Origin of the sequence: Kitasatospora sp. NPDC048286 (assembly GCF_043201735.1) — a bacterium.
Taxonomy (GTDB): domain Bacteria; phylum Actinomycetota; class Actinomycetes; order Streptomycetales; family Streptomycetaceae; genus Kitasatospora.
Genome location: NZ_JBICZE010000002.1, coordinates 66,585 through 85,948 on the forward strand (window position 1 = coordinate 66,585; position 19,364 = coordinate 85,948).

Sequence of the window (19,364 nt, forward strand, 5' to 3'; positions counted from 1 at the left end):
CTCCTCCTACAATCGGCCCCATCATGAGCGCGACACTCGTAGTCAAGGACCTCAGCGCCGGCCACGGCGAACGCACCCTCTTCTCCGGCCTGGACCTGGTCATCGCCCCCGGCGACGTGATCGGCCTGGTCGGCGTGAACGGCGCCGGCAAGTCGACCCTGCTGCGCCTGCTGGCCGGCCTGGACACCCCCGAGGGCGGGTCGCTGCGGCTGAGCCCGGCGAGCGCCAACGTCGGCCACCTGCCGCAGGAGCCGGAGCGCCGCGAGGGCGAGTCGGTGCGCGACTTCCTGGCCCGCCGCACCGGCGTGGCGGCCGCGCAGGCCGCGCTGGACGAGGCCACCGAGGGCCTGGTCGAGGGCCGGGCGGGCGCCGACGACGCGTACGCCACCGGCCTGGAGCGCTGGCTGGACCTCGGCGGCGCCGACCTGGAGGAGCGCGCCGAGGAGGTCGCCGACTCGCTCGGGCTGAAGGTCTCGCTGGACCTGCCGATGACCGCCCTGTCCGGCGGCCAGGCCGCCCGGGCCGGCCTCGCCTCGCTGCTGCTCTCCCGCTACGACGTCTTCCTGCTCGACGAGCCCACCAACGACCTCGACCTGGACGGCCTGGAGCGGCTGGAGTCCTTCGTCAAGGGCCTGCGCGCGGGCACCGTGCTGATCAGTCACGACCGCGAGTTCCTGGCCCGCACCGTGACCAAGGTGCTGGAGCTGGACCTGCACCAGCAGGAGATCAACCTGTACGGCGGCGGTTACGAGGCGTACCTGGAGGAGCGCGCGGTGGCCCGCCGGCACGCCCGCGAGGAGTACGAGGAGTACGCCGACACCAAGGCCGGGCTGGAGGCCCGGGCGCGGATGCAGCGCGGCTGGATGGAGAACGGCGTGCGCAACGCCCGCCGCAAGTCCTCCGACAACGACAAGATCGGCCGCGCGATGCGCACCGAGTCCACCGAGAAGCAGGCCGCCAAGGCCCGGCAGACCCAGCGGATGATCGAGCGGCTGGACGTGGTCGAGGAGCCGCGCAAGGAGTGGGAGCTGCGGATGGAGATCGCCACCGCGCCGCGCTCCGGCTCGGTGGTCGCCACCCTGCGCGGGGCGAGCGCCACGCGCGGCGACTTCGCCTTCGGTCCCGTGGACCTGCAGATCGACTGGGCCGACCGGGTCGCCATCACCGGCGCCAACGGCGCGGGCAAGTCCACACTGCTGGCCGCCCTGCTGGGCCGGCTCGAACTCGACGCCGGCAGCGCCTCGCTGGGCTCCGGCGTGGTGGTCGGCGAGGTGGACCAGGCGCGCGGGCTGTTCCTCGGCGGGGAGCCGCTGCTGGAGGCCTTCGCGGCGGCCGTGCCGGAGCTCTCACCGGAGGACGTGCGCACCCTGCTGGCCAAGTTCGGCCTCAAGGCGGTGCACGTGCTGCGCCCGGCCGACACCCTCTCCCCCGGCGAGCGCACCCGGGCCGCGCTGGCGCTGCTGCAGGCCCGCGGGGTGAACCTGCTGGTGCTGGACGAGCCCACCAACCACCTGGACCTGCCCGCGATCGAGCAGTTGGAGTCGGCGCTCGGCTCGTACACCGGCACCCTGCTGCTGGTCACCCACGACCGGCGGATGCTGGACACGGTGTCGGTGAACCGGCGGATCGAGGTCCGGGACGGGCGGGTGCACGAGCACTGAGCCGGTTGGGGCGGCCGGGTCGACACCGGCCTCCGGGTCGGTGCCGATCTCCGGATCGGTACCGGTCTCCGGATCGGTACCGGTCTCCGGATCGGTGCCGGCCTCCGAGTCGGCGCCGGCCTCCGAGTCGGCGCTCGACCGGCGATTGGTCTCTACCTCTCGGTCTGTACCTCTTCCCGGAGGGGCCGTCATGTGCTGTGCTGTCCGCCATGGTTGACAGCACAGACAGCGCCGTGGCGGGAACGTCCCACCCGACCGTCCCGCTCACCCCCATGACGGTGCCCGCCCACGAGGCCGAGGCCCGCAGCAGGTCCTTCCACGAGGTGATGGCCCAGCGCCGGACCGTCCGCGACTACTCCACCCGCCCGATCCCGGACGGGGTGGTCGAGTGGGCGGTCCGGACCGCGAGCACCGCGCCCAGCGGCGCACACGTCCAGCCCTGGCGGTTCGTGGTGATCACCGACCCGGAGCGCAAGCGGCGGCTGCGCGAGGCGGCCGAGGCCGAGGAGCGCGAGTTCTACCGCCACCGGGCGTCGGAGGAGTGGCTGGCCGCGCTCGCCCCGATCGGCACCGACTGGCGCAAGCCGTTCCTGGAGGACGCGCCGGCCGTGATCGTGGTGTTCGAGGTGCACAAGGGCCCCGACTCGCCGCGCCCGTACTACACCAAGGAGTCGGTGGGGATCGCGGTCGGTCTGCTGCTGGCCACGCTGCACCAGGCCGGACTGGCCACGCTGACCCACACCCCGAGCCCGATGAAGTTCCTCAACGAGGTGTGCGACCGCCCGGCGGAGGAGCGCGCGGCGTACGTGATCCCGGTCGGCTACCCCGCCGAGGGGGCGCGCGTGCCGGACCTGCGGCGCAAGGACCTGGACGAGGTGATGGTCCGGCTCTGACGCGCCGGGGTGCGACCGGGCGCGGCCGGGCCGGTCAGCACCGGCTCGTGGCCGGACGCGCCCGCCGCCGGAGGCAATCCGGGTGCTGACAGGTCCTGGCCAAGGTGATAATCGCCGTCATGAGCCAAGCACAGTCACGGTCCTGTGGCCTCGCTCCGCCGGTCGTGGAGGCGACCGCCGGGCGGCCGCCGGAACAGCTGCGGCTGCCCGGCGGCCTCTGGCTGCGGCGGCGCCGCAGCACCCACGCGGCGGCGCTGAACCGGGCCGTCCGCGCCAACCTGGAGCACCTGCGGCCCTGGATGGAGTGGGCGGCCGAGGCCCCCTCCCGGGCACAGACCGCCGAGCTGACCAGGGCCGGCGCGGCCGCCTGGGAGGCCGGCACCGACTTCATGTACCTGGCCGGCCTGGACGCCGAACCCGGCGGTGTGATCGGCGCCCTCGGCCTGCACGGGCGGATCGGCCCGGGCGGGCTGGAGATCGGCTACTGGGTCGCCGCCGGGCACGTCGGCCGCGGCATCGCCACCGCCGCGGCCGGGGCGCTGACCGAGGCCGCGCTGGCGCTGCCCGGGATCACTCGGGTGGAGATCCGCTGCGACCAGGCGAACGGCGCCAGCGCGGCCGTCCCGCGCAAGCTCGGCTACCGGCTGGACCGGATCGCCGAGGCCGCCGTCCGGGCTCCGGGCGAGACCGGACGGCAGCTGGTGTGGGTGATGGAGCGCTGACCGGCTGCCGTCCGGGCGTCGACGGCACCGTCGGTGACGCCCGCCGGTCGCGGCACCGTCAGAAGCGGCCCGTCAGTGGCGCCCGGACGTCGGCAGCACCGTCAGTGGCGCCCGGACGTCGGCACCACCGTCAGTAGCGCCCGCCGGTCGCGGCCGGCAGCGCGTCCAGTTCGGCCAGGTCCGCCGCCGAGAGCTCGACCGCGGCCGCGCCCACGTTGTCCTCCAGGTAGCGCGGCGTCCTGGTGCCCGGGATCGGGAAGACGTAGCGGCCCTGCGCCAGCACCCAGGCCAGCGCGACCTGCGCGGGGGTGGCGCCGATCCGTCCGGCGACCGTCCGGACCCTCCCGACCAGCTCCAGGTTGGCCTTCAGCGCGTCCTGCTGGAAGCGCGGCAGCCGGCGCCGGAAGTCGCCCTCGGGCAGCTCCTCGAAGGACGTGATGCCGCCGGTCAGGAAGCCGCGGCCGAGCGGGGAGAACGGCAGGAAGGCGATGCCCTGCGACTCGGTGTACGGCAGCACGTCGGCCAGCACGTCCCGGGTCCACAGCGACAGCTCGGACTGCACCGAGGCCACCGGGTGCACGGACTGCGCCCGCTTGATCTCCTCGACCGTCGCCTCGGAGAGGCCGATGCTGCGCGCCTTGCCCGCCGCGACGACCTCGGCGAACGCGCCCCAGGTCTCCTCGATCGGGACGTCCGGGTCGACCCGGTGCAGCTGGTAGAGGTCGACGTGGTCGGTGCCCAGCCGGCGCAGGCTCTCGTCGATCGAGCGGCGCACGTGCTCGGGGCGGCCGTTGCGCTCGTGCTGGCCCGAGCCGCCCGGCACGATGCCCACCTTGGTGGCCAGGAAGGCGCGCTCCCGGTACGGGCCCGCCAGCGCGGCGCCGACCACCTCCTCGTTGGTGTACGGGCCGTACATGTCGGCGGTGTCGATCAGGCCGACGCCGAGGTCCAGCGCCTGCCGGATTACCCGGACCGAGTTCTCGTCGTCCCGGCTCTGCATGTCGTAGGCCCAGGTCATGCCCATGCAGCCGAGACCGATGACGCCGATCTCGGGGCCGCTGGTACCGAACGAGGCGTTGCGCATGACGGTGCTCCCATCGTGGGTTCCGCGGGGTCCGTGGTGGCCGCCGCGGGTGTAAGCGTGGTGGTGCGTGCGGTGGTGCGTGATCAACGCCCTCAGCATTCACCTTGGAGTGCACTCAAGGTCAAGCCCGTTCGGAGCCGGTCGAGTTCGGCCCTGTTCCCAATCCAATCCCGAAAACCGCCCGCCAGGACCAGCTCCGCGAGCCGCCCGTACCCGCCCGATCCCGGGTGCGCGCCGTCCCCGGCCGCCGTCTCGGCCGTCCAGACCGGATCGGCCGCCAGGGCCTCGGTGACGTCGACGAAGGGGACCTCGGACGCGGCGCAGGTCCCGGCCATCGCCGGAACGAGCCGCCGCAGCCGTTCCCGGTGGGCCGCTCCCCCGCAGACCACCGGCGGCGGACCGACCACCAGGGCGCCGAGGCCGAGTTCGCGGGCGTCGTCGAGCAGCGCCGCGAGGTTCCGCAGGGTCCGGTCGGGTGCCACCCGTGGCACTCCGTCCTCGACCATCGCGTCGTTGGCGCCGAAGGAGAGCACCAGCCGGTTGTCCGCGCCGGGGACGGTCCGCGCCTCGACCTCGGTCCGCCAGCGGCGCCGCACCTGCGCCGAAGTCTCGCGCCGGACACCGAGGTTGAAGGCGGTGGCGCCCGGGGCGGCGGCCTGCAGCACCCGGCCGACCCAGCCGCGGAACTCCGGGTCGCCGAGCCCCTGGACGAAGGAGTCGCCGAGGAAGCAGATCCGGGGGGCGTCGAAGCTGGTTCGTATGGTCATCGGCCCACCGTAGGGGTGTGAGCGGGGCGCGCGCTTCCGGTTTCACCACCGGGTACGAAGCCTCCGGCCGTCAACCCTCGTTGTTCGCCCCCTGATCTTTCACCCGGCCATCACCGGTGGCCACCCGCCAAACCGGCGCGCGAGAGCCCGCTCACGAACCGCCCGCACCACCGGGCGCCACCGGTCCGGACTTGGCAGGGTCGGCCGCGACCGTCGACGCTCTGACCACGGCCGACCAACACAGCCGCCCACCAGGGAAGTTGGGGAACACATGTCGCTCTCGCGCACCCGCATCGCCGCCGTCGCCCTGCTCGCGGCCACCGCCACCGCACTCACCGCCCCGGCGCAGGCCGACGGCGGGCACCGCACGGCCGGCCGCTTCGACGGCGGCGGCTTCGAGTACCCCAAGGCCCCGGCGAACGCCTTCGCCACCCTGGGCACGGGCCAGGCCATCGGCCCGTGGCGGATCACCGCGGGCAACGTCGACCTGATCGGCGCGGGCTTCTGGCAGGCCGCCGAGGGCGACCAGTCCGTCGACCTCAACGGCAGCACCCCCGGCAGCGTCGCCCAGACCTTCACCACCGTGCCCGGCACCACCTACACGGTGACGTACGCGCTGGCCGGCAACCCGGCGGGCGGCGTCCCGGTGCGGACCGGCGTGGCCCGGATCGACGGCCAGGACTTCCAGGCGTTCAGCTTCGACGTCACCGGTCGGACGACCGCCGCGATGGGTTACGTGGGGCGGCAGTTCACCTTCGTCGCGCAGAACCCCACCACCACCCTGGGCTTCACCAGCACCGTGGCCGGCGCGTACGGGCCGGTGATCGACAACGTCCAGGTCAAGGAGTGCAAGTCCTGCTGCGACTGACCGGCCGGCGGCTGACTGGAGGCCGGTTGGAGGCCACAGACCACCGCCGGCGCCGCCGTCTTAACCGTTCCTAAAACCTGCCCTCGGTGAAGCGTACGGGCCCGGGAAGTGCTTGACGTGCACAGCTGGTCTAGTCCAGTTTGATGCTCAGCACCGCGCTCCCCACGCACCGGACCACCCCCAGGCCGCCGCCCGCCCCGTGTCTCCCCCCTCGCGGCGCGGGCGGCCACCACGTCCCGAGAGGCACCCCCATGCCCAGCGCGCCCCAGCACGCCCCCACGCACCGCCGCCCCGCCCGCCGGACCACCCTGCTGAGCCTCGCCGCCGCCACCGCGCTCGCCGCCGGAGGCCTGGCCGCCCTCGCCGGGAACGCCGGCGCCGCCGACGGGAACCTGCTCGCCAACGGCGGCCTGGAGAGCGGTGCGCTCGGCCCCTGGAGCTGCTCCGCCGGCACCGGCAGCGTGGTCAACTCCGGTGCGCACAGCGGGACGTACGCCCTCAAGGGGGCGGTGAGCGCCGGCGACACCGCGCAGTGCGGCCAGACCGTCAGCGTCCAGCCCAACACCAAGTACACCCTCAGCGCCTGGGTGCAGGGCCAGTACGTCTACCTCGGCGCCACCGGCAGCGGCGTCACCGACCCGGCCACCTGGACCGCGGGCGGCGCCAACTGGCAGCAGCTGTCCACCAGTTTCACCACCGGACCGGCCACCACCAGCGTCACCGTCTACCTGCACGGCTGGTACGGGCAGGGCGGCTACCTCGCCGACGACGTCGTCCTGACCGGCCCCGGCGGCGGCAACCCGTCTACCCCGCCGCCGAGTTCGACCCCGCCGAGCCCGACCGGCAGCCCGACCGGCACGCCCACCGGCGGCCCGACCACCCCGGCGCCGAACGTCGCGCTCCCGGTCGCCCCGTACATCGACATGGGCGCCTGGCCGACCCCCTCGATGCCCGCCATGGCCAAGGCGGGCGGCCTCAAGGGCTACACGATGGGCTTCGTCACCGGCGTCGGCTGCAAGGCCAGCTGGTTCAACGCCTACGACCCGCGCACCGCCTGGGCCAAGGACCAGGTGGACGCGCTGCGCGCGGCCGGCGGCGACGTCAAGGTCTCCTTCGGCGGCGCGGCCGGCACCGAACTCGCCGCCGCCTGCACCACGGTGGACTCGCTGTTCGCCGAGTACGACGCCGTGGTGAACGCCTACGGCCTGCGCTACGTCGACTTCGACATCGAGGGCGCGGCCATAGCCGACACCGCCGCCAACGAGCGCCGCTCCGCCGCGCTCGCCAAGCTGCAGCAGGCCCACCCCGGCCTCAGGATCTCCTTCACGCTGCCCGTCCTGCCCGAGGGCCTGACCGCCGAGGGCGTCGCCATCGTCAAGTCCGCCCGGGACGCCGGGGTGGCCGTCGACCTGGTCAACATCATGGCGATGGACTACTACCGCAGCGGGACCGACTACGGCAACGCCGCCGTGCAGGCCGCGCAGTCGCTGTTCGGCCAGCTCAAGGCGCTCTACCCGGCGAAGACCGACGCCCAGCTGTGGGCGATGGTCGGCGTCACCCCGATGATCGGCGAGAACGACGACCACCAGATCTACAACCAGGCCGACGCCCAGCAGTTGGTGGCCTTCGCCCGGCAGAACCACATCGGGATGCTCTCCTTCTGGGACGCCACCCGGGACGCCAACGCCTGCACCGGGGGCTCGCTGTCCACGTGCACCAACATCCCGCAGCAGCCGTACGAGTTCGCGAAGATCCTCGGCCAGTACGCGGGCTGAGCCCACGGGCCACCGCCGGCCGCACATCACCACCCCGCGCCACGGCCTCACGTCACCACCCGAGGCCACCACCTGAGATCACCACCTGACGTCACCCACCGGCGGAAATTGGCATCTCATCGTCCCGGACCGTCCGTTACAGTCCCTCCCACCTGTACGGCACGAGGGGGCGGACATGACGGTCCGGGACGACCACGACCAGCTGATCACCATCCATCCGGCGGGCGACGCCGCCTGCGCCGGCGACGTCACCGCCGAGGAACTCGCCGCCTTCAGCCGCACCCTCGGCCGGCTGCGGGCGCTCCCCGCCCACGACCGCACCCGGCTGCACGCCGAGCGGCAGCTCAGCTCCTTCGTGATGGAGAGCCGCAAGCGCCGCCGCCAGGAGGCCCGGCAGGCCCTGCGGCAGACCGACGCCGACCTGCTCGCCACCACCGCGACCGGCAGCCGGACCCGCCGCGAGGACGCGCCGCTGACGCCCGCGAACGGGCCGGTCGGCGAGCTGCTGGTGCCGCGCAAGTGCTACGTCTGCAAGCAGTCCTACCGCCAGGTCGACGGCTTCTACCACATGCTCTGCCCCGACTGCGCGACCGACAACACCGCCCGCCGGGCCCTGGGCACCGACCTGCGCGGGCGCCGGGCACTGCTCACCGGCGGGCGGGTGAAGATCGGCTTCCAGCTCGCCCTGATGATGCTGCGGGACGGTGCCGACCTGATCGTCACCAGCCGCTTCCCGCAGGACACCGTCCGCCGCTTCCGCGCCGCCGAGGGCAGCGGGCAGTGGTGGGACCGGCTCAGCGTCGTCGGCATCGACCTCCGCGACCCGCGCCAGGTCATCGGCCTGACCGAGCGGCTGCGCGCCGAGGGGCGTCCACTCGACATCCTGGTCAACAACGCCGCGCAGACCCTGCGCCGGCCGCCGGAGTCGTACGCGCTGCTGGCCGCGGGCGAGCAGGACGCCCTACCCGCCGCCGACCGCCGGGCGATCGACCACGCGCCCGGCTTCCAGCCGGTCACCTCACCGGTCTCGCCCAACTGCCTTCGGGCGCCGGGTCGTTGCTGGACATCGCCGACGAGGCCGGGCTGCTGCCCGACCTCGCGCCCGCCAACTCCTGGTCCGCCACGCTCGGTTCGCTCGACCCGGCGGAGGTCCTGGAGACCCAGCTGGTCAACGCGCTGGCCCCGGCCCTGCTCTGCGACCGGCTGCTCCCCCTGCTGCTGACCTCGCCGCACCCCGCCCGCTACATCGTCAACGTCACGGCGGTGGAGGGCCGGTTCGCCGTCCGCAACAAGACCGCCCGGCACCCGCACACCAACATGGCGAAGGCCGCGCTCAACATGCTCACCCGCACCAGCGCCGCCGAACTCGCCACCCGGGGCGTGCACATGTGCGCCGTCGACACCGGCTGGATCACCGACGAGAACCCGGCCCCGAAGAAGGCCCACCTCGCCGCCCAGGGGTTCCGCACCCCGCTGGACATCGTGGACGGCGCGGCCCGGGTCTACGACCCGATCGTCCGCGGCGAGGCCGGGGACCCGGTGTCGGGGGTGTTCCTCAAGGACTACCGGGTGGCGCCGTGGTGACGCACCCGCGGCGACGGGCGGCCGGAACGGCTCAGGTGTCGTAGCGGCCGCACCAGGGGGCGTCGAAGCCGAGGCCGTCCGGGTACAGCTCGAAGTGGACCCGCTCGTCCTCCCCGGCGTCCTCGTCCACCTCGTCCTCCTCGTAGTCCTCGCGGACCAGGCCGAACAGCTCGCCGTCGACGTGCACGGCGAACGGGGCGATCGCGATGTCCCCGTACTCCCGGCCCGGCAGGGCGTCGAGCCACTCCGCCAACAGGCGCTCGGCCTCCGGCTCCGCGTCGGTGGAGCGTATCTGCGAGTCGAGGTGCCGACCGGCGGCGTCGAAGCGGTGCAGGACGGCGTAGTACCGACCGACGCCGAGACGGAGGGCCGAGGCGAGGAACTGGCCGCCCTGCCAGCGGCCGATGGTGTCGGTGCGGTAGTCGGGCTCGTGCTTGATCGGGATGACCTCGGGAACGTTCACGGTCGAACCCTACGGGTGACCTGCGACAACGGCCCGGCGCGGGAAGCGTGCCCGGCGGCCGGTGGAACGCGGCTCGCTAACCCTGCGCCCGTCCGCGCACCAGCGGCAGGTACACCTCGTCCACGATCTCCACCAGGACGTCGTCCGGCGCGATCGGCACCCCGCGCACCACGAACTCGTTGCGCAGCAGCACCACCGCCACCGTCGCCACCCGGGGGTGCAGCACCTCGGGGGCCGCCTCGCCGCGGGCGACCGCACGGCCCAGGACGGTGAGCCAGGGGGCGGCCGCGGCGTCGCCGGACTGGTCCTGCAGCTGCGCCAGGAACTCCGTCGAACCGCCGGCCGCGGCCAGCAGCTCGCGCAGCACGGCACCCAGCGGGGAACTCCAGTGGCGGTTCGCCTGGCGCAGCAACTCCAGTGCGTCGCCGCGCAGTTCACCGGTGTCCGGGACCGGGGCCGCCTTCGCGAGCTGCTTGTACGCGGCGAGGCCGAGCGCCAGCCGGCTGGGCCAGCGGCGGTAGATGGCGTTCTTGTTGGTGCCGGCGCGGGCGGCGACCTTGTCCATGGTCAGTCCGGCGAACCCGGCGTCGGTGAGCTCCTCCACCGCCGCCCGCAGGATCGCCTCCTCCAGCGCCGCCCCGCGCCGCCGCGTCTGCCCGGCCATGCCGCCGCCCTCTCCGTAGACCGCCCCCATCCTTCTTGCCGTCGGCGACTCCAGGCAACTACGGTACTGGGCGTACCGTAAATTTCCTCTCGCCGGAAAGGCAGGAAAGCGTGCGTACCAAGGGAATCAGCTACGACACCGGATTCGTCAGGAACGGGACGTACTCCCGGGCCCGGTTCCACCCCGAGGTGGTGGAACGCGAGCTGCGGATCATCCGGGACGAGCTGCACTGCGACGCGGTCCGCATCATGGGCGGCGACGCCGACCGGATCGAGCTCGCCGCCCGGCGGGCCGCCGCGCTCGGCCTGGAGATCTGGTACTCCCCGTACCCTCTGGAGCTCACCGCGGAGGAGATGCTGGAGCTGTTCGCCGACTGCGCCGAGCGCGCGGAACGACTGCGGCAGGGCGGGGCCGAGGTGGTGTTCGTGGCGGGCGCCGAGCTCAGCCTGATGAACCCGGGCTTCCTGCCCGGTGCCGACACCGGCGAGCGGATCGCCCTGCTCGCCCGGCCCGAGCAGGTGCGCGAGCACCTCGGCGCGGTCAGCGGCCGGGTCAACGCGTTCCTCGACCGGGCGGTGGCCACGGTACGCGAGCGCTTCGGCGGGCGGGTCACGTACGCCGCGGTGCCGCTGGAGCGGGTGGACTGGGAGCCCTTCGACCTGGTCTCGCTGGACCTGTACCGCTCCGCCGAGACCGCCGACCGCTTCGCCGACGGCGTCCGCGACCTCACGGCCCAGGACAAGCCGGTCGCCGTCACCGAGTTCGGCTCCGCCACCTACCGCGGCGCCGGCGACCGCGGCGCACTCGGCCTGGACGTCGTCGAGTACGACGACAACGGACCGGTCCACCTCGACGGCACCTACCAGCGCGACGAGGCCGCACAGGCCGCCCACCTGCGCGAACTGCTGGAAGCCTTCGACACCGGCGGCATCGACGCCACCTTCGTCTTCACCCTCGCCCTCTACGACCACGTCCACCGCCCGAACGGCGACCCCCGCGACGACCTCGACCTCGCCAGCTACGGCATCACCAAGACCTACGAGGACCGCCTGGGCACCACCTACCCCGGCGTCCCCTGGGACCCGAAGAAAGCTTTCTTCACCCTCGCCGAGTACTACGCCACCCACTGACCAGACCCCCTGCTGCGCGAGAAGTCGGCCTGGCCGACTTCTCACGCACGCAGCGGACTACCCAGCACCAGCCAGCACAGAAAGTCGGCCCCTCCGACTTCTCATGCAGCCCGAAGCGGGGGTAGCCGTCGAAGCCCCCAAACAATGCACCAGCAGGCACAGGAAGTCGGCCTGGCCGACTTCCTATGCTGCGGTGGCGAGGGGTCGGCCCGCGTGGCGGCGGCGGTGGTAGTAGGAGCAGGCGAGGGCGAGGGTGATGGGGCCCCAGAGCATCGCCGTCGAGGTGCAGATCCGGCCGAGGGCCATCCACCAGGCGTTGCTGTAGCCGACTTCCTTGAACACGCCCAGCCAGGCGAGGGGCATGCCACCGAAGAGGGCCACCAGGGTCAGGCCGCCGAGCACGGCCGGGACGAGTGCCGCGAGTGGTGGCACTCGGCGGCCGCGCAGCACGGGTACCCAGCGCGGGAAGACCTCACCCCAGCCGCTGACCAGCCCCAGGGTCAGGATCGTCAGCGCCTCGGTGACCACGCTCAGGCCGATCACGTACGGCGTGCACCACCAGACGTAGGCCGGGGCGGTCGGGTCGACCGTCCCCATCCGGAAGTCGAACGCGAACGGCAGCCGCCACAGGCAGTGCGGCAGTACGACGAACGGGAGGGCCTTGGCGAGCCGCAGGGCCCACCGGGGCACGGGGCGTTCGGTGTCACCCACCGGGATGTTCTTCAGCATGTGTCCACCGTCCCGGACAGCACCCCCGCCCCACGTCCGCCCCGAGGCCGGTTCCCCTCCCCCGCGCGAGCCAGCCCGCCGTCGGCCCAGCGGTGGAGCCGAGGCGTCAGCCGATGGAGGCCAGGCCGAAGGCGGACTTCACCAGCCCGATGACGTACGGGGTCTCGGCGCCCTTCAGCGCGGTCGGGTCGGTCGAGTACACGACCGTACGGGCGAGGTCCCGGGTGGCGAAGACGCCGCTGGTGGAGCCGGGCCGGGAGCCCGTCTTGCCCCAGACCACGATGCCGTCGGACGCGAGGCGTTCGAGCCCCATGCTCATGCACGCGGCGCCCCCGCAGTGGCTGCTGTGCGGGGCGAGGGGCACGTCCGGGACGGTGAACAGCTTCTCCTGCTGGGCCGGCGGGAGGAGGCGCCCCCGGAACAGGGCGGTCATGAAGCGCTCCAGGTCGGAAGCGCTGGAGATCATGCCGCCCTCCGCCCAGGGCCACGGGCTCTGCTCGGTCACGTCCGCCCGGTGCGAGCCGCCGTCGGCGTCGGGGACGGTCAGGTACGGGTGGGTCGCGGGGTGCCGCAGCCGCGGGTCGTCGGCGTCCGGGAGGTCGGTGTCGCGCAGGCCGAGCGGGCGGATGATCCGGTCGCGCAGTTCGTCGGCGTAGCGGTGGCCGGTGACCTTCTCGACGACCAGCCCGGCGACGAAGGTGTTCATGCCGTTGTACTGCTGGGCGGTGCCGGGGTCGAAGCCCAGCTTCTGGCCCTTCATCGTGGCGACGACCTCCTCGGGGGTGGCCGAGTCGAGCCGGTGCTCGGCGAACCAGCCGGTGGTGCCGTCGCCCCAGGCCTTGCCGTCGCCGGCGGGCAGTCCACTGGTGTGGTTGAGCAACTGCCCCACCGTGACGGCCTCGTAGGGGAAGTCCGGGAGGTACTGCCGGACGCTGCCGTCGAGGTCGATCCGCCCCTCGGCGGCGAGTTGGAGGACGACGGTGGCGGTGAAGATCTTCGAGATCGACCCGATCCGGAACCTGCCCCGCGGGTCCACCGACATCCCGCCCTCCGCCGAGGTGCCCTCGAACCTCCCCGCGGAACCGGTGACCCGCACGAAGGCGGCGGAGACGTCGGCGGCGGGCCGCTGGGCGAGGGCGGCGCGGATCGCCGCCCGGTCCAGCGGCGGTACGGAAGCAGAGGCAGCGGAAGCAGAGGCAGCGGAGGAGACAGGCGCAGCGGCGAGGGCGGGCGCGCCCGCCCCGACCGTCAGCGCGGTCGCCAGGGCCCCGGCGGCGGCCAGGACGGCCCAACGGCTCCGACTCTTCCACGCGTTCACGTTCGTACTCATGTGCGTCCATCTCCAGACTGTTCGTCCCCCGGCCGGCGGTTCCCGGCCCGGCGACGAGTCTTCCGGCGACGCCCGCCCGCGGCATCAGGGGCGGGACGCCACCGTCCCCTGATCTTCCGTCAGGGTCGACCCGGAGCCGCAGCACGGTCCAGCCGGACCGGAAACGATCAGAATCGTCACCGATCACATCCCATAAAGCGACTTCAGGAAACCTGAGTTAATCAACTTCGTACACCCCACGACCCGCTCCCCCTACCGGCGGAAGCGGCCGGCGACCCCCGGGTACGGTACGTGCGCAACGCACCCCGGCCGACCGATCGGAGACCTCGCATGCCCCCTGCCGTCCTGCGTCTGGGCGATCTGGAGATCGCGTTCACGACCAGCTTCCGCCTGGGTTTCGACACGAAGGGCAAGCGGACGCGCCGTTCCAGCGCGTTCTACCACCCGCTGCCCCCCGAGGGCTTCCAGGCGCTGGGCAGCGTGGGCCTGCCGTCGCTGACGGACGCCAACGGCGTGGTGGCGGCGCCGTGCGTGCGCCAGGCCGCCGGTACGGGCGGGAGCCTGCTCGCCCGGCCGGTGGACTACACGTGGGTGTGGGACGACACCAAGACCGGCGGGCAGACGGACGGTACGTGCTGGCGGCCGGTGCCGCCGCCCGGGTACCGGGCGCTGGGCAACGTCTTCGTCAACTCGTACGACAAGCCGTCACTCGACGATGTCGTCTGTGTCAAGGAGGAGTTGACCATCCCGGTCGAGGCCGGCGACCTGCTCTGGGACGACGGCGGTGGCGGCGGCAAGTACGACTTCAGCGCCTGGCGCATCGCCGCCCCGACCGGCTTCGTGGACGACAGCCCCGGGGCCACCAAGGCGGTGATCGCCTCCGAGTCCTTCGTCGCGCTCGGCGGCTACGACAAGCCCTCCCGGGCACCGGAGTTGTACGCGCTGCTGCTGCCGCTGCCCTCCGAGCACACCGAGGTGACACCCGTCCCGCCGCAGCTGACCGGCCGCACCCGGCCGGCCGCCGCCACCGCCGCGGTCTCCGACCACCGCGTCCGGGTGCCGCTCACCGCCGTGCGCGACGACGCCAAGTCCATGGCCTGGCGGGTGGAGAACTCCCCGTACTACACGATCGAGCGTCGCGCCTGGTGGTCGCTGCTGCTGTTCAACGACAACCGCACCTCCAGCGACCAGACGGTCGAGGACGCCGTGACCGTCGGCGTCGAGAAGACCAGCAGCGAGACCTTCCAGGCCTCCACCGCCGTCAGCGTCACCGCCGAGGCCGGCGTCAAGGTCTTCGGCATCGGCGCCACCGTCTCTGCCACCGTCAGCACCGAACTCGGCTACGAGAGCTCCACCTCCGTCTCCGAGTTCCGCTCCCGCACCCTCACCCGGCGGCTCGTCACGCCCAAGAACACCGCCGGTGCGCTCTGGGTCGGCTCGTACGGGCTGCGCACCCTGCGCGCGGACGGCAGTGTGGTGGCCACCCAGCTGAAGTTCGACGGGGACGCCTTCCACCACGCCCAGTACCCCGAGGTCCAGGCCGAGACCACCACCTCCCCCGCCTCCGGCTCCGGCTCCGTGCCGGCCCAGGCCCGGCTGACGCCGAAGCACAGCGGCAAGGCCGTGGACGTCGCCGGCGGCTACGCGGCCACCCAGGACGGTGTCCTCGTCCACCAGTGGGAGTGGCTGAACGGCAGCAACCAGAAGTGGCGCCTGGAACCCGTCGCCGACGGCTACTACCGCCTCATCGCCCAGCACAGCGGCAAGGCCCTCACCGTCGACCAGGAGTCCACCGGCGACGGCGCCGCCATCGTCCAGGCCCAGTGGACCGGCGCCGCCGGCCAGCAGTGGCGCGTCGAACCGGCCGGGGACGGCCACTACCGGCTCACCGCCCGCCACAGCGGCAAGGTCCTCGACGTCGCCGGCGGCCCGGCCGACCAGCGCAACGGCGTCCAGCTCCGGCAGTGGGAGTGGCTGGCCGCCGACAACCAGCGGTTCCGCCTCGACCCGACCAGCTGACCCGCACGGAGTCCCACACGGAATCCCCGCCCCGACAGTTCGGCCGGGGCGGGGATTCCCCGGTGATCGGGTCGGGTAGCTGTCCACGGTGCGTCGGGGCCGCCCGTGTCGCCGTCGCTCCCGGGAGGTCGGGAATGAGGTCGGGAACGTGCTCACCGGAGGTTCCTCCCCCGACTCCCCCGACTCCCTCGCCCCCTCCCACGTCCCCTCCCCCGTCCCCGATCCGCCAGGCCGTGATCCTCGCGGGCGGGCGCGGCGGCCGGCTCGCCCCGTACACGGACCTGCGCCCCAAGCCGATGGTCGAGGTGAACGGCGCACCGCTGCTGCGCCACCAGATCGACCGGTTCGCCGCCGCGGGTGTGGAGACGGTGGTCGTCTCGGCGGGCTACCGCTCGCAGGTGATCACCGACTACGTGCGCACGGCGGCCCTGCCGGTCCGCACCACCGTGGTCGTGGAGGACCTCCCGCTGGGCCGGGGCGGCGGGCTGAAGCTCGCCGCCCGCGCGCTTCCGGCGCCGCGGGAGCCGTGGTTCGCCGTCTACGGCGACATCTGGGCCGAGTTCCCGCTCACCGCGCTGGCCGCTCACCACGTACGGTGCGGGGCGCTGGCCACGGTCGCCCTGGTCCCGCCCCGGCTGCCCCACGGCACGGTGGTCTGCGACGCCGGCGGGAGGGTCGCCGAGCTCGCGGCGCCGCCCCCACCCGGCTGCACGGTCAACGGCGGGGTGTACGCCTTCGCACCCGGTGTGGTCCCCCTGCTCCCGGACGAAGGGGACCACGCGGACACCACGCTGCCGCACCTCGTCCGGCTGGGACAGCTGGCCGGCTACCGCACCGACGGCTTCTGGTGCGCCGTGAACACCCCTGGCGACCTACGGGAGTTGCGGGCCCGCGTGGCGCCGTAGGCCCAGGCGGCGTAGGCGGCCCGGCCCGCTTCCACTCCCCCGCGGCCTGCGGTCAGTTGTCCACCGGAGGCAGCACGTTCTGCTGGTAGGCGGCCGGGTCTCCGGCGTTGCCCGGCACCTTGTACAGGCAGACGATGTACGACTCCAGGCCGTCCTTGGTCTCGCCCGTCCCCTCCCCCGCGGCGCGGGCGCAACCGATGCGGGTCGTGGCCTTCCAGACCACCTGGGTGAACAGGCCGGTGCCCGGGTTCTGGTCGTAACCGGGCTTGTCGAACCGGTAGTTGCTGCCCTGCTTGTACCAGGCCTCCACCGCGGAACCCGCCGGGGCCGGGTCGATGCCCAGTTCGAGGGGGCCGCTCCAGCCCCACCACGCGTTCTCTCCCGCGCCCTTGACCCGGCCCTCGTGCACCAGGTCGAGCCTGCGACCGGTGCTCAGGTGGATGACGCGCTGCTTGGCGTACTCGACGAGTTCCGGATCGACCGTCAGGGGCGGGGAGTTGTGCCTGGCGCGGTACTGGTTGTGCGCCTGGAGGGCCTCGTCCTGGAACGCCTGGTCCGTCACGACGGGAAGCGCGGGGCGGGGGTAGCCCTCGGCGGCCTGGACGGGCTGCGCCTGGGCGGGCTGCGCCGGCACGAGCACGCCGACGGCCGCCGCGGCGCTGCACGCGCCGCTCAGGACGGCGTTGCGGATTCGGCGTCGTTCCACGGCGGTCTCCTTCGCACTTCGAGCGATCGTCAGCGGCTTAACGCCGCCGCGGGAGACGAGGGCACGGGAGGTCAGGCGGAAGGATCAGTCCCGGCCGCCGCGACGCCGCGGGCTTCAGCCGGTGCTCCGGGCCTGCTCGATCTCGTCGAGGTGGGACTCGCCCCAGGCCAGGAGGGGCTGCAGGGCCTGCCTGAGGGATCGTCCGAGGTCGGTGAGTTCGTACTCGACGTGCGGCGGGACGACCGGGAAGACGGTGCGGGTCAGCAGCCCGTTGCCCTCCAGTGAACGCAGGTGCTGGGTGAGGACCTTGGGGGTGATCCCGACGACTGCCCGCTGCAGTGCGCTGTAGCGGGCGGTCCCCTCGGACAGCACGCAGAGGATCGACAGCATCCACTTGTCGGCGACCAGGTCGAAGACCCGGCGGGTCGTGCAGCCCTGCTCCAGCTGCACCGTGGTGCCGGCGTCAGCGGCCTTGGCGACGTTCCGCGATGAGGTGACACTATCCATTGGGGAAGTATGGCACTTCGTTGTGCATACTTCCCGGCCCGAGCCGTACTCCAGAGACTGGATGCGTGACGACATCGCAATCTCTGGACGCGTCCGCCCTCCGGGCGGCATCTCAAGGCTCCGGTGGCTCCGGTGGCTCCGGGGCGGCACTGGCCGTTCTGTGCACCGCCCAGGCCCTCGACATCATGAACCTCTCGTCGGTCAACATGGCGTTGCCCGGGATGGCGCGGGACTGGAACGCCTCCCCCGGGCAGCTCTCCTGGGTGGTCTCGGCCTACTCCCTGATGTTCGCCGGCTTCCTGATGGTGGCCGGGCGGGCCGCCGACCTGTACGGGCGGCGCCGGGCGCTGCTGTGCGGGATGGCGGTGTTCGCCGCCGCGTCCGCGGTGGTGTGGGCCTCGCACTCGCTGCTGCTCGCCGTGGCGGCCCGCGCGGTCCAGGGCGCCGGTGCGGCGGTGACCGTCTCGGCCGCACTCGGCCTGATCGGCGCCCTGTGGCGTACGGAACCGGGGCGGTCGCGGGCGCTCGGAGCGTTCGGCGCCATGGGCGGCGTCGGCCTCGCGTTCGGGCTGGTCGTGGGTGGCGCGCTGGCGGGGTCGATCGGGTGGCGGTCGATGTTCGCCGTGAACGTCCTGGTGGTGGTCGCGCTCATCGCGGGTGTGCTCGCGCTGATCCCCGCGGACGCGCCCGTGGACCGTGCCCACGGACGCCTCGACCTCCCCGGTGCGGCGCTGGTGACCGTCGGTCTGCTGGGGCTCTCCTTCGCCTCGACCCGGTTCGGCGCGAACGCGGCCGATGCTCCCGGCTGGGCGGCCGCGGCGCTCGCGGTGGCCCTGCTGACCGGCTTCGGGCTCTGGCAGCGCCGGGCGGACCAGCCGCTCGTCCCGCCGGCGGTGTGGAAGCGGCCGAACCTCGCCGCGGCCCTGGCGGTCGCCGTCCTCATGTACGCGGGTTGGGTCGGGGTGAACTACTTCGCCGCACTCCTGTTGCAGAACGTCCTCGGGTTCAGCCCGCTCGCCACGGGCGTGGCCTTCCTGCCGCTGGCCGTCGGCGGCACCCTCCTGCCTCTCGTCGCGGGGCGCTTGCTCCCGCGGCTGGGCGCGCGGCGGCTCATGCTGTTCGGCCTGACCTGCTACACGATCGGCCTCGCCCTGTTCTCGCTGGTCGGCCCCGGGGCGAACTACTGGGCCGTCATCCTGCCGCTCCTGGTCGTCCTCGTCATCGGCCTCTCGCAGACCTTCGTGTCGGCGAACGTCACCGCGCTGTCCGGCGCGGGAACCGGTGAACAGGCCCTGGCCGGCGCCCTGTTCAACACCGCGCTCCAGGTCGGGGGCGGACTCGGCCTCGCGGTCCTGTCCACCGTCGCCGCCACAGCCGGTGACGACGTGCTGGGCGGCTACCGGGCGGCCTTCCTCACAGCGGCGGGCCTCTCGCTCGCGGCGCTGCTCACCGTCGCCGTCGCCGTCCGCGGCCCCCGCAGCCCGAGCGGCTGAGCGGCTGAGCGGCTGAGCGAGCGGCGGCGAATCAACTCGGTGGCCGCCACCGGCGGACCGGCCC

At 73.2% G+C, this 19,364-nt stretch carries 17 protein-coding genes and 1 pseudogene; 10 read left to right on the top strand and 8 right to left on the bottom strand.

Going from position 1 to position 19,364, the window contains the following annotated elements; genetic code table 11:
• Nucleotides 1–23: 23 nt before the first annotated feature.
• The 3 genes from ACGF13_RS04590 to ACGF13_RS04600 all read left to right on the top strand — a co-directional run bounded on the left by ACGF13_RS04590 (nt 24) and on the right by ACGF13_RS04600 (nt 3,276).
• Nucleotides 24–1,661: an ABC-F family ATP-binding cassette domain-containing protein gene (locus tag ACGF13_RS04590; protein ID WP_392868904.1), complete on the top strand. Its 1,638-nt coding sequence runs from the start codon at nt 24–26 to the stop codon at nt 1,659–1,661.
• Between the two features lie 209 nt (nt 1,662–1,870).
• Nucleotides 1,871–2,554 carry a nitroreductase family protein gene (locus tag ACGF13_RS04595; RefSeq protein WP_392868906.1) on the top strand — a complete coding sequence of 228 codons (684 nt, stop codon included), beginning with the start codon at nt 1,871–1,873 and terminating at the stop codon, nt 2,552–2,554.
• Nucleotides 2,555–2,673: 119 nt separating this feature from the next.
• Complete coding sequence (locus ACGF13_RS04600; protein WP_392868908.1) at nt 2,674–3,276, top strand: GNAT family N-acetyltransferase; 603 nt, start codon at nt 2,674–2,676, stop codon at nt 3,274–3,276.
• 130 nt (nt 3,277–3,406) lie between these two features.
• On the opposite strand, the gene ACGF13_RS04605 is transcribed toward ACGF13_RS04600, so the two are convergent.
• On the bottom strand, nt 3,407–4,360 hold the full coding sequence (locus ACGF13_RS04605; RefSeq protein WP_392868910.1) for an aldo/keto reductase: 954 nt from the start codon (nt 4,358–4,360) through the stop codon (nt 3,407–3,409).
• A gap of 92 nt (nt 4,361–4,452) precedes the next feature.
• Nucleotides 4,453–5,127: a GDSL-type esterase/lipase family protein gene (locus ACGF13_RS04610; RefSeq protein WP_392868912.1), complete on the bottom strand. Its 675-nt coding sequence runs from the start codon at nt 5,125–5,127 to the stop codon at nt 4,453–4,455.
• A 271-nt stretch (nt 5,128–5,398) separates the two neighbouring features.
• Between ACGF13_RS04610 and ACGF13_RS04615 the strand changes: the two genes are divergently transcribed.
• From ACGF13_RS04615 to ACGF13_RS04625, 3 genes and pseudogenes are all read left to right on the top strand, one after another.
• Entirely contained in the window at nt 5,399–5,995 is a 597-nt protein-coding gene (locus ACGF13_RS04615) for a choice-of-anchor C family protein (RefSeq protein ID WP_392868914.1), read from the top strand.
• 251 nt (nt 5,996–6,246) lie between these two features.
• Complete coding sequence (locus ACGF13_RS04620; protein WP_392868916.1) at nt 6,247–7,770, top strand: carbohydrate binding domain-containing protein; 1,524 nt, start codon at nt 6,247–6,249, stop codon at nt 7,768–7,770.
• 175 nt (nt 7,771–7,945) lie between these two features.
• Nucleotides 7,946–9,354, top strand: a pseudogene (locus ACGF13_RS04625) (SDR family NAD(P)-dependent oxidoreductase).
• Nucleotides 9,355–9,385: 31 nt separating this feature from the next.
• Here ACGF13_RS04625 and ACGF13_RS04630 read toward each other — a convergent pair.
• A complete protein-coding gene (locus ACGF13_RS04630) occupies nt 9,386–9,817 on the bottom strand; it encodes a hypothetical protein (protein ID WP_392868918.1) in 432 nt (143 codons plus the stop codon).
• 76 nt (nt 9,818–9,893) lie between these two features.
• Nucleotides 9,894–10,481, bottom strand: a complete 588-nt coding sequence (locus ACGF13_RS04635; RefSeq protein ID WP_392868920.1) for a TetR/AcrR family transcriptional regulator — start codon at nt 10,479–10,481, stop codon at nt 9,894–9,896.
• A gap of 110 nt (nt 10,482–10,591) precedes the next feature.
• Here ACGF13_RS04635 and ACGF13_RS04640 point away from each other — a divergent pair, with 110 nt between their 5' ends.
• Nucleotides 10,592–11,611 carry a hypothetical protein gene (locus ACGF13_RS04640; protein ID WP_392868922.1) on the top strand — a complete coding sequence of 340 codons (1,020 nt, stop codon included), beginning with the start codon at nt 10,592–10,594 and terminating at the stop codon, nt 11,609–11,611.
• Between the two features lie 183 nt (nt 11,612–11,794).
• Here the strand turns inward: ACGF13_RS04640 and ACGF13_RS04645 are convergent, their stop codons facing one another.
• Nucleotides 11,795–12,340, bottom strand: coding sequence for a hypothetical protein (locus ACGF13_RS04645; protein WP_392868924.1), 546 nt, complete (start codon nt 12,338–12,340; stop codon nt 11,795–11,797).
• A 106-nt stretch (nt 12,341–12,446) separates the two neighbouring features.
• The gene (locus ACGF13_RS04650; protein WP_392868926.1) at nt 12,447–13,670 is read right to left on the bottom strand and encodes a serine hydrolase domain-containing protein; all 1,224 of its coding nucleotides are present in this window, start codon (nt 13,668–13,670) and stop codon (nt 12,447–12,449) included.
• A 330-nt stretch (nt 13,671–14,000) separates the two neighbouring features.
• Between ACGF13_RS04650 and ACGF13_RS04655 the strand changes: the two genes are divergently transcribed.
• Both ACGF13_RS04655 and ACGF13_RS04660 read left to right on the top strand, forming a co-directional pair.
• The gene (locus ACGF13_RS04655) at nt 14,001–15,689 is read left to right on the top strand and encodes an RICIN domain-containing protein (RefSeq protein WP_392868928.1); all 1,689 of its coding nucleotides are present in this window, start codon (nt 14,001–14,003) and stop codon (nt 15,687–15,689) included.
• 233 nt (nt 15,690–15,922) lie between these two features.
• Nucleotides 15,923–16,594: an NDP-sugar synthase gene (locus ACGF13_RS04660; RefSeq protein ID WP_392868930.1), complete on the top strand. Its 672-nt coding sequence runs from the start codon at nt 15,923–15,925 to the stop codon at nt 16,592–16,594.
• 52 nt (nt 16,595–16,646) lie between these two features.
• On the opposite strand, the gene ACGF13_RS04665 is transcribed toward ACGF13_RS04660, so the two are convergent.
• Nucleotides 16,647–17,300 (bottom strand): CAP family protein, encoded by a 654-nt coding sequence (locus ACGF13_RS04665; RefSeq protein ID WP_392868931.1) that lies wholly within the window; start codon nt 17,298–17,300, stop codon nt 16,647–16,649.
• Between the two features lie 114 nt (nt 17,301–17,414).
• The gene (locus ACGF13_RS04670; protein WP_392868932.1) at nt 17,415–17,807 is read right to left on the bottom strand and encodes a winged helix-turn-helix transcriptional regulator; all 393 of its coding nucleotides are present in this window, start codon (nt 17,805–17,807) and stop codon (nt 17,415–17,417) included.
• Nucleotides 17,808–17,872: 65 nt separating this feature from the next.
• Between ACGF13_RS04670 and ACGF13_RS04675 the strand changes: the two genes are divergently transcribed.
• Complete coding sequence (locus tag ACGF13_RS04675) at nt 17,873–19,300, top strand: MFS transporter (RefSeq protein WP_392868933.1); 1,428 nt, start codon at nt 17,873–17,875, stop codon at nt 19,298–19,300.
• Nucleotides 19,301–19,364: the final 64 nt, after the last annotated feature.